General features: G+C 64.2%; 19 protein-coding genes. 8 read left to right on the top strand and 11 right to left on the bottom strand.

The annotated features are described in order from the left end of the window. Positions 1-10: 10 nt before the first annotated feature. The 3 genes from kdpB to kdpF are packed head-to-tail and all read right to left on the bottom strand — an operon-like array spanning position 11 to position 3,878. Complete coding sequence (kdpB, locus tag L9B60_RS20110; protein ID WP_249672491.1) at positions 11-2,074, bottom strand: potassium-transporting ATPase subunit KdpB; 2,064 nt, start codon at positions 2,072-2,074, stop codon at positions 11-13. Between the two features lie 10 nt (positions 2,075-2,084). Beyond that, the gene (kdpA, locus tag L9B60_RS20105) at positions 2,085-3,779 is read right to left on the bottom strand and encodes a potassium-transporting ATPase subunit KdpA (protein WP_249672489.1); all 1,695 of its coding nucleotides are present in this window, start codon (positions 3,777-3,779) and stop codon (positions 2,085-2,087) included. A 9-nt stretch (positions 3,780-3,788) separates the two neighbouring features. Then, a complete protein-coding gene (gene kdpF, locus L9B60_RS20100; RefSeq protein WP_249672488.1) occupies positions 3,789-3,878 on the bottom strand; it encodes a K(+)-transporting ATPase subunit F in 90 nt (29 codons plus the stop codon). Positions 3,879-4,210: 332 nt separating this feature from the next. Between kdpF and L9B60_RS20095 the strand changes: the two genes are divergently transcribed. The 3 genes from L9B60_RS20095 to xopAW all read left to right on the top strand — a co-directional run bounded on the left by L9B60_RS20095 (position 4,211) and on the right by xopAW (position 7,021). Next, positions 4,211-4,975, top strand: a complete 765-nt coding sequence (locus L9B60_RS20095) for a response regulator (RefSeq protein ID WP_249672487.1) — start codon at positions 4,211-4,213, stop codon at positions 4,973-4,975. After that, complete coding sequence (locus tag L9B60_RS20090; RefSeq protein WP_249672486.1) at positions 4,975-6,027, top strand: sensor histidine kinase; 1,053 nt, start codon at positions 4,975-4,977, stop codon at positions 6,025-6,027. The genes L9B60_RS20095 and L9B60_RS20090 overlap by 1 nt, the downstream gene beginning before the upstream one ends. Before the next feature lie 124 nt (positions 6,028-6,151). Continuing rightward, positions 6,152-7,021: a XopAW family type III secretion system calcium-binding effector gene (xopAW, locus tag L9B60_RS20085; RefSeq protein ID WP_249672485.1), complete on the top strand. Its 870-nt coding sequence runs from the start codon at positions 6,152-6,154 to the stop codon at positions 7,019-7,021. A gap of 34 nt (positions 7,022-7,055) precedes the next feature. On the opposite strand, the gene L9B60_RS20080 is transcribed toward xopAW, so the two are convergent. The 8 genes from L9B60_RS20080 to L9B60_RS20045 form a co-directional block, all read right to left on the bottom strand. Continuing rightward, complete coding sequence (locus tag L9B60_RS20080) at positions 7,056-8,108, bottom strand: AI-2E family transporter (RefSeq protein ID WP_249672484.1); 1,053 nt, start codon at positions 8,106-8,108, stop codon at positions 7,056-7,058. A gap of 21 nt (positions 8,109-8,129) precedes the next feature. Then, a complete protein-coding gene (locus L9B60_RS20075) occupies positions 8,130-8,933 on the bottom strand; it encodes a DUF4892 domain-containing protein (RefSeq protein ID WP_249672483.1) in 804 nt (267 codons plus the stop codon). A 135-nt stretch (positions 8,934-9,068) separates the two neighbouring features. After that, a complete protein-coding gene (locus L9B60_RS20070) occupies positions 9,069-9,923 on the bottom strand; it encodes an alpha/beta hydrolase (protein ID WP_249672482.1) in 855 nt (284 codons plus the stop codon). Continuing rightward, the gene (locus L9B60_RS20065) at positions 9,920-10,723 is read right to left on the bottom strand and encodes an alpha/beta fold hydrolase (RefSeq protein ID WP_249672481.1); all 804 of its coding nucleotides are present in this window, start codon (positions 10,721-10,723) and stop codon (positions 9,920-9,922) included. Before L9B60_RS20065 ends, L9B60_RS20070 begins: the two co-directional genes overlap by 4 nt. A 118-nt stretch (positions 10,724-10,841) precedes the next feature. Further along, on the bottom strand, positions 10,842-11,285 hold the full coding sequence (locus L9B60_RS20060) for a hotdog fold thioesterase (protein ID WP_249672480.1): 444 nt from the start codon (positions 11,283-11,285) through the stop codon (positions 10,842-10,844). Between the two features lie 27 nt (positions 11,286-11,312). Continuing rightward, positions 11,313-11,768 (bottom strand): phosphohistidine phosphatase SixA, encoded by a 456-nt coding sequence (gene sixA / locus L9B60_RS20055; RefSeq protein ID WP_249672478.1) that lies wholly within the window; start codon positions 11,766-11,768, stop codon positions 11,313-11,315. After that, positions 11,765-12,112, bottom strand: coding sequence for a DUF4389 domain-containing protein (locus L9B60_RS20050; protein ID WP_249672476.1), 348 nt, complete (start codon positions 12,110-12,112; stop codon positions 11,765-11,767). The genes sixA and L9B60_RS20050 overlap by 4 nt, the downstream gene beginning before the upstream one ends. Before the next feature lie 18 nt (positions 12,113-12,130). Next, the gene (locus L9B60_RS20045; protein WP_249672475.1) at positions 12,131-13,156 is read right to left on the bottom strand and encodes an NAD(P)H-dependent glycerol-3-phosphate dehydrogenase; all 1,026 of its coding nucleotides are present in this window, start codon (positions 13,154-13,156) and stop codon (positions 12,131-12,133) included. A gap of 210 nt (positions 13,157-13,366) precedes the next feature. On the opposite strand from L9B60_RS20045, the gene L9B60_RS20040 reads away from it, so the two are divergent. The 5 genes from L9B60_RS20040 (at position 13,367) to L9B60_RS20020 (ending at position 18,616) form a co-directional block, all read left to right on the top strand. Continuing rightward, a complete protein-coding gene (locus L9B60_RS20040; protein WP_249672474.1) occupies positions 13,367-15,217 on the top strand; it encodes an ATP-binding protein in 1,851 nt (616 codons plus the stop codon). 275 nt (positions 15,218-15,492) lie between these two features. Beyond that, a complete protein-coding gene (gene fabA / locus L9B60_RS20035; protein WP_249672473.1) occupies positions 15,493-16,008 on the top strand; it encodes a 3-hydroxyacyl-[acyl-carrier-protein] dehydratase FabA in 516 nt (171 codons plus the stop codon). Positions 16,009-16,019: 11 nt separating this feature from the next. Beyond that, on the top strand, positions 16,020-17,240 hold the full coding sequence (fabB, locus tag L9B60_RS20030) for a beta-ketoacyl-ACP synthase I (protein WP_249672472.1): 1,221 nt from the start codon (positions 16,020-16,022) through the stop codon (positions 17,238-17,240). A gap of 105 nt (positions 17,241-17,345) precedes the next feature. Then, complete coding sequence (locus tag L9B60_RS20025; protein ID WP_249672471.1) at positions 17,346-17,762, top strand: OsmC family protein; 417 nt, start codon at positions 17,346-17,348, stop codon at positions 17,760-17,762. Beyond that, complete coding sequence (locus L9B60_RS20020) at positions 17,759-18,616, top strand: pirin family protein (RefSeq protein WP_249672470.1); 858 nt, start codon at positions 17,759-17,761, stop codon at positions 18,614-18,616. The genes L9B60_RS20025 and L9B60_RS20020 overlap by 4 nt, the downstream gene beginning before the upstream one ends. The last annotated feature ends 2 nt before the right edge of the window (positions 18,617-18,618 follow it).

Below are 18,618 nucleotides of genomic sequence, written 5' to 3'. Positions count from 1 at the left end.
AAGTAGTGGTTCAGACCAGGTGCAGCGCGGTCAGCAGCAGGTCGATCAACTTGATGCCCACGAACGGCACCACAATCCCGCCTACCCCGTAGATCAACAGGTTGCGTCGCAGCAGGTGCGCGGCGCTGGCGGCCTGCACCCTTACGCCGCGCAGGGCCAGCGGGATCAGCACCACGATGATCAGCGCGTTGAACACGATCGCCGAGAGGATCGCGCTCTGCGGGCTGGCCAGGTGCATCACGTTGAGCACGCCCAGCTGTGGATAAATCGCCGCGAACAAGGCCGGCAAAATGGCGAAGTACTTGGCCACGTCGTTGGCGATGGAAAAGGTGGTCAGCGCGCCGCGGGTCACCAACAGCTCCTTGCCGATCTGCACCACGTCCAGCAGCTTGGTGGGGTCGCTGTCCAGGTCGACCATGTTGGCCGCCTCGCGCGCCGCCTGGGTACCGTCGTTCATCGCCATGCCCACGTCGGCCTGGGCCAGGGCGGGGGCGTCGTTGGCGCCGTCGCCGCACATGGCCACCAGGCGCCCGTCGTTCTGCTCCTGGCGGATGCGTGCCAGTTTCTTCTCGGGCGTGGCTTCGGCCAGCACGTCGTCCACGCCGGCTTCGGCGGCAATGGCGGCGGCGGTCAGCGGGTTGTCGCCGGTCACCATCACGGTACGGATGCCCAACTTGCGCAGTTCATCGAAACGCTCGCGAATGCCTGGCTTGACCACGTCCTTGAGGTGGATGGCGCCCAGCAGGCGCTTGTTGCCACACACCAGCAGGGGCGTGCCGCCGCTCTGGGCGATTTTCTCGATCTCTTTGGCCAGGGTGGCCGGCATGTCCAGGCGTTTCTGCTCGATGAACGCCAGCAGTGAGTCCACCGCGCCTTTGCGGTAGATACGCTCGGCGTAGTCCACCCCCGACAGCCGCGTTTCGGCGCTGAAGGCCACCGGGGTCAGTTGGCTGGCCGGTGGTTCAACAATGCTGTGCAACTGGCGGATGTAGTCGACGATGGACTTGCCTTCGGCGGTGTCATCGGCCAGCGAGGCCAGCAGCGCGCCTTCGGCCAGTTCCTTGGCGGTGACGCCAGGGGCGGCGTACAGCGCGGTGCAGCGGCGGTTACCAAAGGTGATGGTGCCGGTCTTGTCCAGCAACAGCACGTGCACGTCGCCGGCGGCCTCTACCGCACGGCCCGACTTGGCGATCACGTTCAACCGCACCAGGCGGTCCATGCCGGCGATGCCAATGGCCGAGAGCAGGCCACCGATGGTGGTGGGGATCAGGGTCACCAGCAACGCCACCAGGAACACCAGCGGCAAGCTGCCCCCGGCGAAGTGGGCGAACGGCTGCAGGGTAACCACCACCAGCAGGAAGATCAGCGTCAGGCCGATCAGCAGGATGTCCAGGGCGATTTCGTTGGGGGTCTTTTGCCGCTTGGCGCCTTCCACCAACGCGATCATGCGGTCCAGGGTCGACTCGCCGGGGTTGGCGGTGATGCGCACCAGCAGCCAGTCGGAGACCAGCCGGGTGTTGCCGGTGACCGCCGAACGGTCGCCGCCGGACTCACGGATCACCGGCGCCGATTCACCAGTGATCGCCGCCTCGTTGACCGCGGCGATGCCTTCGATGACTTCGCCGTCGCCCGGGATCATTTCCCCGGCCTCGACGCGCACCACATCGCCCTTGCGCAGGCTGCTGGCGGCCACGGTCTGGAAGCTGCCGTTGGCCTCACGGCGGCGGGCGTCCAAGCCTTTGCTGCCGGCCTTCAGGCTATCGGCGCGGGCCTTGCCGCGCCCCTCGGCCAAGGCTTCGGCGAAGTTGGCGAACAGCACGGTGAACCATAGCCACAGGGCGATCTGCACCGCCGCGCTGGTGGACACGCCCGCCTCGGGGATGAAACACAGCACCGTGGTGAGCATGGCGGTCAGTTCCACCACCAGCATCACCGGCGCGCGCTGCAACTGACGCGGGTCGAGTTTGACGAAGGCCTGGACCACCGCTGGGCGCCACAGGGAGGCGAACGAGGTGCGGGCTTGCACGCCTTCGGCCTTTTCAGCAGGTTTTGCGACTGGAATTGGCATATTCATGATCGAGTCCTTAGAAACCCATGCTCAAGTGTTCGGCAATCGGCCCCAGTGCCAGGGTCGGCAGGAAGCTCAGGCCGCCGACCAGCAGGATGGTCACCGTCAGCAGGGTGACAAACAGCGGGCCGTGGGTCGGGAAACTGTTCAGGCCTTGCGGCGCGCTCTTCTTCATCGCCAGGCTGCCGGCCAAGGCCAGTACCGGCAGGATGTAGCCGAAGCGCCCCAGCAGCATGCCCAGGCTGAGCATCAGGTTGTGGAACGCGGTGTTGGCGCTGAAGCCTGCGAACGCCGATCCGTTGTTGGCACTGGCAGACGTGTAGGCGTACAGCAATTGACTGAAACCATGGGCACCGGGGTTGCTCACCGCCGCCATCGGGCCTGGCAGGCTGGCAGCGATGGCGCCAAGCACCAGCACGCCGATCGGCATTACCAGTAGCGTGGCCACCAGCAGCTTGACTTCGCGGGCCTGCAGTTTCTTGCCCAGGTACTCCGGCGTACGCCCAATCATCAGGCCGGCCAAGAACACCGCGATCAGCACGTTCAACAGCATGCCGTAGAGGCCCGCGCCGACGCCGCCGAAAATCACCTCGCCGACCATCATGTTGGCCAGCGCGACCATGCCGGCCAGCGGGTTGAGGCTGTCGTGCATACCATTGACCGAACCGTTGGACGCGGCCGTGGTGGTCACCGACCAGAGCACCGTGGCGGTGGTGCCAAAGCGCGCTTCCTTGCCTTCCATCGGCGCGCTTTGCTCGACCATGGGGCTGGCCAGGGTCGGGTTGGGCTGGTACTCGGCCCACAGCGAGGTGGCGCCGCCAATCAGGAACAGGGCCAACATGCAGCCCAGGATGGCGCGGCTCTGGCGCAGGTCTTTAACGTAGTGGCCGAAGGTGAAGATCAGCGCCACCGGTATCAGGATGATCGACGCCATCTCAAACAGGTCGCTCAACGCCGTGGGGTTTTCAAAGGGGTGCGCCGAGTTCACGCCAAAGAAGCCGCCGCCGTTGGTGCCCAGTTGCTTGATGGCGATCTGGCTGGCGGCCGGGCCCAGGGGGATGACCTGGTCGACGCCCTGCATCGTCACAGCGTTGACATAGTGCGCGAAGGTTTGCGGCACGCCCTGCCACACCAGGAACAGCGCCAGCACCAGGCACAGCGGCAACAGGCCGTAGAGGGTGGCACGGGTCATGTCGACCCAAAAGTTGCCCAGGCTTTGCGCCGAACGGCGACCGATGCCACGGCACAGCGCTACCAGCACGGCGATGCCGGTGGCGGCGCTGACGAAGTTCTGCACGGTCAGGCCGACCATCTGGCTGAAGTAGCTCAGCGAGGCTTCGCCGCTGTAGGATTGCCAGTTGGTGTTGGTGACGAAGCTCACGGCGGTGTTGAATGCCAGCGTCCACTCCATACCCGGCAGTTTCAGTGGGTTGAGCGGCAGCAGGTCCTGGAACAGCAGCACGGCGAACAACAGCACGAACCCCGCCAGGTTGAACGCCAGCAGGGCCAGGGCGTAGCGTTGCCAGCTCTGTTCGGCGTGCTCGTCCACGCCCGACAGGCGGTAGCAGGTACGCTCGAGCGGGCCCAACACGGGGCTCAACCACGTACGGTTGCCTTCCATCACGTTGTAGTAAAAACGCCCCAGTAAGGGTGCCGGCACCAGCACCAAGGCAAAGAAAGCCAGGAGCAGGCCGTAGTCATAACTGTGCATGGCCGTTTCCTAGAGTTGGTCGGCGCGCAGCAGCGCCACCATTAGATAAATGAACAGTCCTGCCGCCAGCAGCAGTGACACCCCATCCAGAACGCTCATGGCCTTTACTCCGTCATACGGCACTTGCCGCTTGGGGCCATTGTCGGTAAGGAAGGTGTAAAGGTTCGAGACGAGAGAAACGCACGGGGTATAAAGAAATCGTAAAGAGTGCCGTTATAGAGCTGCCGCCAGACGATCAACGGGCTTGGGCCCGGCTTTGTATCAATCACGATACATAGACGACATCCCAGCGACACTCACAACAGCGACTCTCGCACCCGCTCTTAATCCGAACATGACTTCCAGCCCGCCGGGCGAACGCCTATCCTCACGGATGACGACGCGGCCCCGGCACTGAAACTGGCAGCGACACCAGGCAGATGAACGCAAGCATGCACAACACTCCGCACACACTCAGCGATGCCAGCAAAGCCACGGTCGGCGACGACGAAAAACGCTGGAACACCCGCGCCCTGATCGTCGATGACGACGTGCCGATTCGTGAACTGCTGATCGACTACCTGGCCCGCTTCGGCATCCTGGGCTTTGGTGTCAGCGACGGTGAAGGCATGCGCCAGGCCCTGGTGGAAGAGAACTACGACGTCGTGGTGCTCGACCTGATGCTGCCGGGCGAAGACGGCCTGTCGCTGTGCCGCTGGCTGCGTTCGGAATCGGACATCCCGATCCTGATGCTGACCGCACGCTGCGAACCCACCGACCGCATCATCGGCCTGGAACTGGGCGCCGATGACTACATGGCCAAGCCGTTCGAGCCGCGCGAACTGGTGGCCCGCATCCAGACCATCCTGCGCCGGGTACGCGACGACCGCACAGAGCAACGCGCCAACGTGCGTTTCGACAACTGGCGGCTCAACAGCGTGCTGCGCCAGCTGATCGCTGCCGATGGCCTGGTGGTGCCCTTGTCCAACGCCGAGTTCCGCCTGCTGTGGGTGTTCCTCGAGCGCCCGCGCCGGGTCTTGAGCCGTGAACAATTGCTGGACGCTGCCCGTGGCCGCTCCATCGAAGCGTTCGACCGCAGCATCGACTTGCTGGTGTCGCGCCTGCGCCAGAAACTGGGCGATGACCCCAAGGCCCCGCAACTGATCAAGACCGTGCGCGGTGAGGGCTACCTGTTCGACGCACGAGACATCGGCTGATGCGCACCCCGGATACGCTGTTCGCCCGCCTGTTCGGCGTATCACTGGTCGCCATCATCTTCGCTCACCTGCTGGCCTTCCTGTGGTTCCAGGAATACGGCTTTCCACCGCCACCGCCGCCCCCGAACATGTCCGAGCAACAGATGCAGGACTTCGAGCGTGGCGAGCAGCCCGCAGAGCACATGCCGCGCCCACCCCGCCCCTGGTTCGGCGGCCCGGTCGTGCCACTGTTCTTCCAGTTGATTACCCTGGTGGCCGTGGCCTGGTTCGGCGCCAGGGCCTTGTCGCGGCCCATCCAGCGTTTCAGTGACGCCGCCGAGCGCCTGAGCGAGAACCTGGACAGCCCGCCACTGGAGGAAACCGGCCCGCGCGAGGCCCGCCAGGTGGCGCACACCTTCAACCAGATGCAGCGGCGTATCCGCGAACAGGTCCAGCAGCGCGCACGCATGCTCGGCGCCGTGTCCCACGACCTGCGTACCCCGTTATCAAGGCTCAAGCTGCGCCTGGAACAGCTCGACAACGAAAAGCTGCAAACTCAGATGCGCCAGGACCTGGACGACATGATCGGCATGCTCGATGCCACCCTGACCTACCTGCACGAGCAACGCACCAGTGAAGCCCAACAATGGTACGACGTGCAGGCCCTGGTGGAATCGCTGTGCGAAAACGCCCAGGACCACGGCGCCGACGTACAGGCCGTCGGCACCTGCGCACCGGTGCTGGTGCAACCCATGGCGCTGCGCTCGTGCATCGGCAACCTGCTGGACAACGCCCTGCGTTACGGCGGCGCCACCGTGGTGGAAATCCTCGACAGCCGCACCGGAGTAACCCTCAAGGTGATCGACCATGGCCCGGGCATCAGCGCCGACAAGCGTGAAGCGGTGTTCGAGCCGTTCTACCGCCTGGAAGGCTCGCGCAACCGCAACTCCGGCGGCGTGGGCCTGGGCATGACCATCGCCAGGGAAGCGGCGCAACGGTTGGGCGGCCAGTTACGGCTGGAAGAGACGCCAGGTGGCGGGCTGACGGCGATCATCGAGTTGCCACGGGCCTGAGCCCGGCCCCGCACTACCACGCCGTACCCCCACAGATACAAACCCTGCACACTCCCGACATCAATGCGCCCGATTCTGTACAAGCCGGTGGAATGTCACCGGCCCAACACAGGGAGCGACTCCAATGATAAGCGGCGTCAGCAGCAGCAGCAGTTATTCGAACTACCTCAGCACGAGCAGCACCTCCAAGACCAGCGCGGAACTGAAGAAACTTCAGGAACAGCTGTTCGCCTCACTGGACACCGACGGCAGCGGTTCGGTCAGCAGCGATGAGCTCAAGACCGCCCTGTCCAACAGTGACAGCAGCAGTGGCGACAACGGTATCCTGGTCAGCCTGAGCAAGAACTTCAGCAGCCTGGACAGCAACTCCGATGACAGCCTGAGCCTGGACGAGATGGCGGCCCTGCAGCCACCGCCTCCCCCGGCCCAGGACGGGTCGAGCACCGATGCGGTGGACGACCTGCTCAGCGCCATCGACAGCGACGGCAGCGGCTCGATCAGCAGCGACGAACTCAGCAGTGCCTTGAGCAGTGCCGGCGATACCACCGATGACAGCACCACGCTGTTCTCGGCGCTGGACACCAATGGCGACGGCTCGGTCAGCAAGGACGAACTGGCCGCCGCGATGCAACCGCCTCCGCCGCCACCGGCCCAGGACAGCAGCGCCCAGTTGTTCAGCGCCCTGGACTCGGACGATAGCGGCGGTATCAGCGCCTCCGAACTGAGCAGCGCCCTGAGCGCCAGCGGTACGTCGACCAGCAGCACCGACAGCACCCAGGTGTTCAGTGCACTGGACACCAACCAGGACGGCACCGTCAGCAGCGCCGAATTGGCCGCCGCCCTGCAGTCGTCGGACGACAACAGCAGCAGCTCGCAAAGCAACGCCAAGGGCGATGCCGCGGCCGCGTTGAGCAAGATGATTGCCAACCTGACCAAGCAGTACGCCACCGACACGGCGCAAACCGTGGGCAACAACCTGAGCGTGGCCGCTTAAGGCAAACCGGCGGGCAGCCTGAGGGCTGCCCGTCTCAGGCCTTGTTCAGGTCCGACTGGTTGCTACGGGTCCAGTCCAGCAGCAGGCTGTAGGCCACCGCCAACAGGGTCGGGCCAATGAACAGGCCGATGAAGCCGAACGCCAGCAAGCCGCCGAACACCCCCAGCAACACGATCACCAGCGGCAGGTTGCCGCCACGGCTGATCAGGTAAGGCTTGAGCACGTTGTCCACGCCACTGATGATGAACGTGCCCCAGATCGCCAGGAAAATCGCCATGCCATATTCGGTCTTCCAGGCCAGCCACGCCGTGGCCGGTATCCACACCAAGGGCGGCCCCATGGGAATCAGGCTGAGCAGGAAGGTGACGATGCCCAGCACCAGCGCGCCCGGCACCCCTGCGATCAGGAAACCGATCAGCGCCAGGATGGCCTGGGCCGCCGCCGTGCCGATCACCCCGTTGACCACCCGCTGCACGGTGCCGGCCACCAGGTCCAGGTAATAACTGGCGCGCTGGCCGATCAGGCGCTCCAGCAAGCGCAACACGAAGGCCTCCAGGCGTGGGCCGTCACGGTAGAAGAAAAACACGAACACCAGGCTCAGGGTCAGTTCCAGGATGCCGCCGCCAATCTGTGCGCTGCGCGCCAGCAACCAGTTGCCCACCTGCCCCAGGTAGGGCTTGATGCTGACCAGCAACGCCGCGCCTTGCTGGTCGATAGTGTCCCAGAGCACCACCAGCCGCTCACCGACGAAGGGAATGCTGCCCAGCCAGCTCGGCGCTTCCGGCAGCCCGTCCACCTGCACGTCCTTGACGAACGCCAGTACATCGCGGATGTGATCGGCCAGGTTGAACCCCAGCCATACCAACGGCAGTACCACCAACAGCATCCAGCAACCGGTCAACACGGCGGCGGCCAAGGTTTCGCGGCCACCCAGCCAGCGTGTCAGCAGGCGCATCAGGGGCCAACTGGCGTAGGCCAGGATCGCCCCCCACAGCAGCGCCGAGATGAACGGTGCCATCACCCACAGGCAAGCGCCAAGCAGCGCGAACAGCAGGATCTGCACCAGCAGGCGATCGTTATTCAGCATCCAGGGTTACTCGTCAGGAATTTAGCGGATCCATTCTACATGTAACCCGGCCCGACCCTCGTCACCCGTCTCCAGCCGCGCCGCACGCACGCCACCGTCAATCAGGGCCTGGCGCCAAGCCTTGGCGTTCTTGCCCGACAGGCTCACCCGCAGCGTGCTGTCCTGGTTCAGGCTGCGTGCCAGCAACGTCACCCAAGGTGGCGGTGGCGCGTCGGTCAATTCCGGGTAATCCAGCGCGCCGGTGCTTTTGAGCTCGCGCAGCACCGTCGGCGCCGTGGGCAGCAGCTCACCCAAAGGGCTGGCCGAGACGAACTCCTCGACATGCAGGTAAGCGCGTTTGTTGCCCCGGGTAATGCTGTAGAGCACCTCCAGGGTGTCTGGGGCAGGCGCTGCCCGCCGCAGCACCAGGAAGGCCTGTTGCTCGTCGGCGCCATACAGGCTGGCATTGCCAAAAATGTCGTTGGCCCACAGGCTGCTTTCGCCGCAGTCACGGGCCACGCACCAGAACAGGATCTGCCCGCCCTGGGCCTGCAAGGCCTTGCGGGCCTGGTCGAACGCCTCGCCGGCGCTCAGTTGCGCAGGCAACTCGTAGGTAACCGAGCTCACTTGGCCGCGGGCGCTGACCTGGCTGTCCATGCGCAGTTGGTTACTGATTTTGCGCACGGCCGCCAGGGGGTAGATGCGCTCCTGCTCGGCCGGGGCGCGCTGGCTGACGACCTTGGCATCGGTGGGCGCGGCCACGCCGGCGAGGTCGGTGGCCCAGGCGTTGCCGGTGGCAACGCAAAGCGCCAGCAGCGCGGCGGGCAAGGCATGAGAAACGGACATGGAGGCCCTCATCGGATCGGCAGGGCCAGGGTGCGAATCAAATCAATACGTCCATGGAGGCTCGCAGCAGTGCAGAGGTGGGTCATGGTTGTCTCCCTTTCAACCCGCCAAGCCTCGGCACTTGCCGGCTGCAAGTCAAGCCGTGGCGAAAAAGCGATTGATACAGGCTGCGACAAGATCGGCACCGGCCTCATCATTCAGGTGCAAGTGGTGGCCGCCTGGCAACATCTCGTGACCAAAGGGTAGCTGCGAAAGCATCTGCGTGTGTTTGGCCAGCATACCCTCGTGCGCCACGATCAACTGCGCGGGGCAGGTCACGCCCTTGACGAACGACAGCGCCTGTTCTTCGCTCAGGCGCGCCGCCGAGGGCAACGTCAGCCGACTGTCGCTGCGCCAGCAATAGCCACCCACCACCGGCATCAGGCCGCGCTGGGCCAGCAGCTCGGCGGCCTCGCGGCTGACGGCGACCATGCCCTTCATTCGCGCCTCGACGCCCTGTTCAAGCGTGGGGTAGACCGTCTTGCGCTTGGCCGGCAACGCCAATTGCTGACGCAAGGTGTTGCCCAGGCGTTCGGCGGCCGTGGCCGGTGGCGAGGTTTGCGCGGTGACCGCATCGATCAACGCCAGGCGCTCGACCCGCTCGGGCAAGGCCCCGGCCAGCATCACCGAGATGATCGCGCCCAGGGAATGACCCAGCAGCGAGAAACGCTGCCAACCCAGTTGCTCGGCCACCTGCAGGGTGTCGTGCACGTAGTCCGACAACGCGTACAAGGCCCCCGGCGGGCGGTGGCCGGACAGGCCATGCCCGGCCATGTCCAGGGCGACGATGCGCAGCCCTGCAAGCTTGGGCGCCAGGCGGGCGAAGGTGTTGGCGTTGTCCAGCCAGCCGTGCAGCGCGATCACCGGCTGCCCGTCGGCCGGGCCGAACACGTGGGCGGCCAGCTCGATGTGGTCCAGGCTCAAGCGGATTTCTTCTACCTGCATGGTCATGCGCAATGAGTCCTCTGTAGGTGCCAGCGGGCAACGATAGCCTTGATCCGTTCGGCCGTCGCCTGGGGTTGCTCAAGCGGGAACATGTGCCCGCCTTCCACTTGATGGGCCTCGCCCTGGGGCAGGCGCTGCACGGCGACGGCATGATGGCGGCGCACCACCGCGCTGCGTTGACCGTGCAGCAGCGCCAGGGGCACGCGCAATTGCCGGGTACTGGCCGGGCTTACGTGGGGCACGCTGCGGTAGATGTCGATCTCGGTGGCGGCATCGAAGCGCAGGCGCAGGCCATCGTCGACCGGGTGCAGGCCGTGTTGCAGGTAGGCATCGAAACAGTCCGGGTCGAAGCTGCGAAACAGTGACTTGCCGGCAAAATACGCGCGGGCCGCCGCCAGGTCGTCGAACGCTTCGCGGCGGCCCAGGGTGCGGCCGGCCGGGGTCAACCGGTCGATGAAACCAAAGCGCTTGGCCGCACGTATCAGCCACTGGTCGAACGGTGTCAGGGCGGGCGAGTCGAGCATGATCACGCCGCGATACAGCTCGGGCCGGCGCAGGGCCGCATACAGGTGCAACAGCCCGCCCAACGAATGCCCCACGCCCCACACCGGGCCTTCGCCAGCCTCCAGGTGATGGATCAGTTCGTCGATCAATTCGGGCCAGTTGTCGGTGACCGGAAAGCGCGGGTCATGGCCGTGCTGTGGCAGGTGCATGACCCGGTAGTCCGGCGCCAGCGCGTCGAACAATTTACGGTAGGTGCCCGACGGAAACCCGTTGGCGTGAGCGAAAAACAGCGGCTGTGACATACCCGTTCGATCCATGACAAATACTGCATCAATTCTGCGTACCCCAGGGCACGCGAACAACTTTTGTAATGGTCATCAAGCAAGGCATATCAGCCATGGACTGGCCTTATCGACACAATCAACGGCTCGGTGGCTGCTCGCCCAACGGCACGATGGCCATGGTCAGGCGCGACACGCAACTGGTCTTGCCACTGTCGTCGCTCAGGCGAATGTCCCAGACGTGGGTGGTACGGCCAATGTGGATGGCCTTGGCCACCGCCGTCACCCGGCCGCTGCGCACGCCGCGCAGGTGGTTGGCGTTGATCTCCAGGCCCACGCAGTAGAATTTGCTCTTGTCCAGGCACTGGTAGCTGGCCGTGGAGCCGACGGACTCGGCCAGCACCACCGAGGCCCCGCCGTGCAATAGGCCGAAGGGCTGGTGAGTGCGATGGTCGACCACCATGCTGGCGGTCAGCGACTCGTCGTCGAAGGCTTCGAAGCGGATGTCCAGCAGCTCGCCGATGGTGTTCTTCTGCGCGGCGTTGATCTGTTCAAGGTCCGGGGTGGTGCGCCATAACGTCATCAGGTCGTCCTTTTTTTATTCGAACACTCAGGCGTGGTGAACACTCGCCAGGCTCATCAGGCCCGCCAGGGGGTAGTCACCCTCAAGCTCTGCCAGGCTGGCCGTGCTCATGCCTTGGGGATCGTGATAATGCCCATGTTGCAACAGGCCGATCAAGGCCCCCACCAGCGGCTGATGGCTGACCAACAGCACATTGCCTTGGGCGTGATCGCCCAAATGATCGATGACGACCTGTGGGTCGCTCTCTGGGGTCAGCCAGGGCACGGTCACCAGCGGCTGCTCGAAGCCCAGCACATCGTGCACCAGGGCTGCGGTCTGCTGGGCACGCACATAGGGGCTGACCAGTATCGCGTCCAGCGGTTGCCCCAACAACTGCGCAGCACTGCGCAACACCTGTTCGCGGCCGTGGGCGGTCAGCTCGCGCAAATCGTCCCGAGCAGCATGGCCCTGGGCCTCACCATGGCGCAGTACCCATAGCTTCATAACTTGGGCTCTTCGTCGCGGCTGGGGTGTGGCGCTGCCGGCACGGCGTGCGGGGCTTCACCTTCGTATGGCCGGGGCGCCGGCCAGTCGGCGAACGGCCAGGGCTTCTGGTCGGTGTGGAAGCTGCCGAAGCGGCCGATCTGCGCCAAAAACTGGCTGAGGCTGTCGCCGAAGTTCATCAGGCTGGCATTCGGCGCGCCGTAGATCAGGCGGTAGATCAACTGCACCAGCACCAGGGCACCGAGCAAGAATTGCGAGACCTGCCACACCAGCACGTACACCAGCATCCAGACAATGCGCAGCACGATGGATTCGTGGCGCGGCTCAAGGGGCGATTGGTTCATGTGACACTCCTTTACCACTCAATTGAAACCACTGATGGAAATGAAATCGACATCGGTCTTGGGCTCGCCGCGCATCAGCAGTTCGATGACCTGGTTAAGGGTACGCCCCTCGAACAGGATCGCGTGCAACCCGGCCACCAACGGCATGTACACGCCCAGCTCCTGGGCCTTGACCTTGAGCACCTTGAGTGTGTTAACCCCCTCGGCCACTTCGCCCAGGCGGCTGACCGCCTCTTCCAGGCTCAGGCCTTCGCCCAGGGCGAAACCCACCTGATAGTTGCGGCTTTTGGGCGAAGAACAGGTGACAATCAGGTCGCCCACCCCGGCCAGGCCCAGGAAGGTCATGGGATTGGCGCCCTGGCTCACGGCAAAGCGCGTCATCTCGGCCAAGGCGCGGGTGATCAGCATGCTCTTGGTGTTTTCGCCCATGCCCAGCGCCACGGCCATGCCGGCGATGATCGCGTAGACGTTTTTCAACGCCCCGCCCAGCTCCACGCCAAAACGGTCGGCGCTGGCATAAACGCGGAAGGTCCGGCCGTGCAGGGCCTTTTGCACGCACTGGCACAGCGCTTCGTCTTCGCTGGCGACCACGGTCGCGGTCAGCGCATGCTCGGCAATTTCGCGGGCCAGGTTAGGCCCCGAAAGCACGCCGATGCGCGACTGGGGCGCGATGTCGGTGAGGATCTCGCTCATCAGCTTGAACGTCTGGGCCTCGATGCCCTTGGTCAGGCTGACCAGCATCTTGCCGGCCAGCAACTGGGCATGGGGCGCCAACACGCTGCGCAGGGCACTGGAAGGCAAGGCGACGAAAATCAGCTCGCTGCCCTGCAAGGTGGCCAGCAGGTCGGTGACCGGGGTCACCGCTTCGAGGATCTTGATGCCCTTGAGGTAGCGCGGGTTCTCGCGGTTGGTGCGAATCGCCTCGGCCTGGTCCGGGTCGCGCATCCATTGCCTGACCTGATGGCCGTTTTCCGCCAGCAGGTTCGCCACGGCGGTGCCGAAACTCCCGCCTCCCAGAACTGCAACCGGCTGCTGTTGAGTCATATCCAATCCGTTCCAAACCAAAAAAAGTGGCGATGCCTGCATTATACGGAGCGACACCGCTGCGGCCAGTCCCATGCGCCCATTGATCGCACGGGCTTGCACAGTTGACCGTCCAGCGACTGAAAATGTCGCGACGCTCGGTTAAGATGCGCCGATATTTTTCGTATTCAAGGCATCACCCGTGTACCTCGCCTACCTGACAACCGCCCTATGAAGCGCCTGACCTCAGACATCCACGGCCGCACCCAATTGCTGTGCCTGGGCCCGGCCCTGGTACTGACCGCGCTGCTGATCGGTTTTTTCACCGTGATGCGGCTCCAGGACCTGCGTCAGGAAATGAACCGTACCGGCCAGTTGATCGCCAACCAGCTGGCGCCCGCGTCGGAATACGGGGTGCTGACCGGCAATGCCAATATCCTCGACAGCCTGATGCGCGGCACCCTGTCGATCCCCAACGTGCGCTACCTGGAGGTACAGGACAGCCAGGACCGGGTGCTCAACCGCGTCGAACAGGCCGAGGGCCTGGCGCGCCCGCACGAGCCGATCGAGATATTCCAGGCCCCCATCCGCCTGCAAGGCACGGGCAACCAGCAGGACTACCTGGGCCAGGTGCTGGTAGGCATGTCCAATGACGCCTTCAGCCAACGCCAGCAGGAGATCCTGTTCAAGGCGGCGCTGCTGGCGCTGTTCGCCCTGGCCACTATCTACCTGCTGGCCCGGCGCCTGGCCGCAAGCCTGGCGCAACCGATCAGCGACATGGGCCAGGCGGTCAAGGCGATCCAGGCCGGTGATTTCACGCGGGCGCTGCCAGAGGTCGACGATGCCGAGTTGGGCGACCTGGCACGGCACATCAACAACCTGGCCGAGGGCCTGGCCCAGGCCAGCCAGGAACAACGGCAAATCATCGAGCAACTGACCCGCACCCGCGAGCAGGCCGAACAGGCCAACAGCGCCAAGTCGGATTTCCTGGCGATGATGAGCCACGAGCTGCGCACCCCGATGAACGGCGTATTGGGCATGCTGCAATTGCTCGAAACTACCGCCATGACCGACGAGCAGATCGAGTACGCGGCCCTGGCCACCGAATCCACCGAACACCTGCTCAAGGTGATCAACGACATCCTCGATTTTTCGCGCATCGAACGCGCGGCACTGGAGCTTGAACATATTCCGTTCAACCTGGGCGAACTGATCGGCAACTGCACCCAGGCCTTCCACCACAGCGCCGAGCAGCGCGGGTTGGCGCTGGAGGTGCAACTGCCCGAGCACTTCCAGCACTTGCAGGTGGAAGGCGACCCCACGCGCATCCGCCAGATCCTGGTCAACCTGATCGGCAACGCCCTGAAGTTCACCGAGGTCGGCAGCATCCAGGTGCGGCCCAGCTGGCAGGTGCTCGACCATCAATTGATCTGGTTCAGTTGCAGCGTCAGCGACACTGGCATCGGCATCGGCGCCGAACGCCTGGAGATGATGTTCGTGGCCTTCCAGCAGGCCGACACGTCGATCTCCCGCCGCTATGGGGGCACAGGCCTGGGCCTGCCGATTGCCCGTACCCTGGCCGAGCGCATGGGGGGCACCCTCACCGCCCACAGCGAAGAGGGCCACGGCTCATGCTTTACCCTGCAACTGCCCTTGGCCCGCAGCCAACGCGCGCCCATGGCGATCCACACCCCGGTGGACCCGGCCCGCGAACACAGCGACGGCCAGCGCGTGCTGCTGGTGGAAGACAACCCGGTCAACCAGACCGTGATCGACGCCATGCTGCGCAGCCTGGGTTTTCGCGTCACGGTGGTCGGCGATGGCGCGCTGGCGGTGCATGAAGCCGCCACCCAGCCCTTCGATGCGGTGTTGATGGACTGCCGGCTGCCGATCCTGGATGGCTACGAGGCTACCCGCAAGATTCGCCAGTTGCCCGAACTGCACGCGCTGCCGATCATCGCCCTGACCGCCAACGCCTTGCTGGGCGATCGCGAAGCCTGCCTGAGCGCCGGGATGAACGATTACCTGGCCAAACCGTTCAAGCGCGTGGACCTGCAACAAATACTGCAACGTTGGCTGTGATAGAAAGTCGGGGCGATTGCCGGCCAATCTACGCCAATGGGCAACAGTGACTGGCGATAAATGCTAAAGTGCGGCAGTCTAAGACCTTGCGCGAGGCCAATCGAAGGGCCTCGAACAAATTTTCAGTGCACAAGTGTACATCTGTGTCCCCTGTGCTGTGACTTTCACCACAACGCAATAGTCTATGTGTAGGCTGCCGACCCAAATGCCTATTTTGATCGGGCTCGGCCAGGAAGACTTGCCCCCTGTGACACGGGGACTATTGAGGAGCTCGCATGACCAAACAACACGCCTTTACTCGGGAAGAACTACTGAGCTGCAGCCGCGGCGAGCTGTTCGGCCCAGGTAACGCGCAACTGCCCGCCGGTAACATGCTGATGGTGGATCGCATCACCCATATCAGCAACGAAGGCGGCAAGTACGGCAAAGGTGAATTGGTCGCCGAGCTGGATATCAATCCAGACCTGTGGTTCTTTGCCTGCCACTTCGAAGGCGACCCGGTAATGCCAGGGTGCCTGGGCCTGGACGCCATGTGGCAACTGGTCGGCTTCTTCCTGGGCTGGCAAGAACTGCCGGGCCGCGGCCGCGCCCTGGGTTCGGGCGAAGTGAAATTCTTCGGCCAGGTCCTGCCGACCGCCAAGAAGGTCACCTACAACATCCACATCAAGCGCGTCCTGCGCGGCAAGCTGAACCTGGCCATCGCCGACGGTTCGGTCAGCGTGGACGGCAAAGAGATCTACACCGCCGAAGGCCTTCGGGTCGGCGTCTTCACATCCACCGAAAATTTCTAAGGGTTATCCGCATGCGCCGCGTCGTTATCACTGGTCTGGGCATTGTTTCCTGCTTGGGCAATGACAAAGAGACCGTCTCCGCAAACCTGCGTGCAAACCGCCCTGGCATCCGCTTCAACCCGGAATATGCCGAAATGGGTCTGCGCAGCCAGGTTTCCGGCTCCATTGACCTTAACCTCGAAGAACTGATCGACCGCAAGGTGTTCCGCTTCGTCGGCCACGCTGCTGCCTACGCCTACCTGGCGATGGGCGACGCGATCAAGGACTCGGGCCTGACCGACGAGATGGTCTCCAACCCGCGTACCGGCCTGATCGCCGGCTCCGGCGGCGCGTCGACCCTGAACCAGATGGAAGCACTGGACATCCTTCGCGAGAAGGGCGTCAAGCGCGTCGGCCCGTACCGCGTCACCCGCACCATGAGCAGCACCGTGTCGGCGTGCCTGGCCACCCCGTACAAGATCAAGGGCCTGAACTACTCCATCGCTTCTGCCTGCGCCACCAGTGCCCACTGCATCGGTACCGCCATGGAACAGATCCAGATGGGCAAGCAGGACATCGTCTTCGCCGGTGGCGGTGAAGAAGAGCACTGGAGCCAGTCGTTCCTGTTCGACGCCATGGGCGCCTTGTCCAGCAAGCGTAACGACACCCCGCAAAAGGCCTCCCGCGCCTACGACAACGACCGTGATGGCTTCGTCATCGCAGGCGGTGGCGGCATGGTGGTGGTCGAGGAGCTGGAACACGCTCTGGCCCGCGGCGCCAAGATCTACGCCGAAATCGTTGGCTACGGCGCTACCTCCGATGGCTACGACATGGTCGCGCCAAGCGGCGAAGGCGCCATCCGTTGCATGCAGATGGCCATGTCCACCGTCGACACTCCGATCGACTACCTGAACACCCACGGCACCTCGACTCCGGTCGGCGACGTCGCGGAAATGAAAGGTGTGCGCGAAGTGTTCGGCGAGAAGGCTCCGGCCATCAGCTCCACCAAGAGCCTGTCGGGTCACTCCCTGGGCGCCGCCGGCGTTCACGAAGCGATCTACTGCATGCTGATGATGGAAGGCAACTTCATTGCCGGCTCCGCCAACATCGACGAGCTGGACCCTGCCGTTGCCGATATGCCAATCCTGCTCAATACCCAGGAAAACGCCAAGATCGACACCGTGATGAGCAACAGCTTCGGTTTCGGCGGCACCAACGCCACGCTGGTACTCAAGCGCTGGCAGGGTAAGTAAGGCTGTAGCGGGTCAATCCGCTCCAACGAGAACGGCGCCTCAGGGCGCCGTTTTTGTTTGCCTGAAAACCGCTATGCTGCCTGATCAGCCATCAGGAGCGCCGCGATGACCATTACCCTCAACACCCTCGCCACCGACAGCTTTCGCCACAGCCTGCAGATCGACGACCACGAGCTGTTCACCGACCTGCCGACCTCCCTGGGCGGCGACGATTCGGCGCCCTCCCCCCATGACTACTTCGATGCCGCCCTGGGTGCCTGCAAGGCCCTGACCCTGAAGCTGTACGCGCAGAAAAAGGGCATCCCGCTGACCGGCGTCACCGTCGAAGTCAAGCACGATGCCAGCCAGGAGCAGAAGGGCAAATACCTGCTCAACGTCAAGCTAACCCTCAAGGGCGTGCTCACTGACGAGCAGCGCGCCGAACTGCATCGTGTGGCCGACCGCTGCCCGGTGCACAAACTGATGACCACCGCCGAGGTCAGCATCGACACCCAACTCGCCGAAGGCGCGTTCAGCCAATGAACCTCTTGCTCATCAGGCCCAAGGCCGAGTCGGTCGAGGGCCAACCCATCCTGCGCCCCCTACCCTCGGCGCGCTGCCGCAGCGTGGGCCCATTCGTGTTTTTCGACCACATGCTGCCCACCCGGTACGCACCGGGCAGCGGCATCGATATCCGCCAGCATCCGCACATCGGCCTGTCGACTTTGACTTACCTGTTCGACGGCCAGTTGCTGCACAAGGACAGCCTGGGCTCCGACCAGGTGGTGGGGCCGGGCGAGGTCAGTTGGATGACGGCCGGCAAGCAGATTGCCCACATCGAACGCACGCCCCGGCCCTTATGGGACAGTGGCTCAAGCGTGCATGGCCTGCAGGTATGGCTGGCATCGCCGTTGAGCGCCGAACAGGGCGAAGGCCACTACAGTCACCACCCAGAAGCATCACTGCCCGTGAGCGAGACCCTGGGCGTTCGTATCCGCATGATCGCCGGCGAAGGCTTTTGCCTGAAGTCGCCGGTACCGGTGCTCTCCCCCACCCTGTATGCCGAGGTGCACCTGCAGGCAGGCAGTACGCTGCTGATCCCGCCGGAGCATGAGCAACGGGCGGTGTATGTGCTGGAGGGGGATGCGCAATTGGAAGGCGAAGTGTTGCCGGTGCAAGCGCTGGCGGTATTACCCGGCGGCGAGACGTTTACCCTGTGCGCCGAAACCGGCTGCCACCTGGTGCTGATCGGCGGCGCGCCACTGGACGGGCCACGGCGGATGAACTGGAATTTCGTTGCCAGCGACCTGGCGTTGATCGAGGCGGCCAGAGCGCGTTGGGCGGCGGGCGATTGGCCAACCGTACCCAACGAGACCGGCCGCATCGAGTTGCCGTGACG

The sequence above is a fragment of the Pseudomonas abieticivorans genome, from assembly GCF_023509015.1.
Classification (GTDB): Bacteria; Pseudomonadota; Gammaproteobacteria; order Pseudomonadales; family Pseudomonadaceae; genus Aquipseudomonas; species Aquipseudomonas abieticivorans.
Note: the sequence above shows the minus strand (reverse complement) of the source record. Positions and strands in the feature narration are given on the sequence as shown.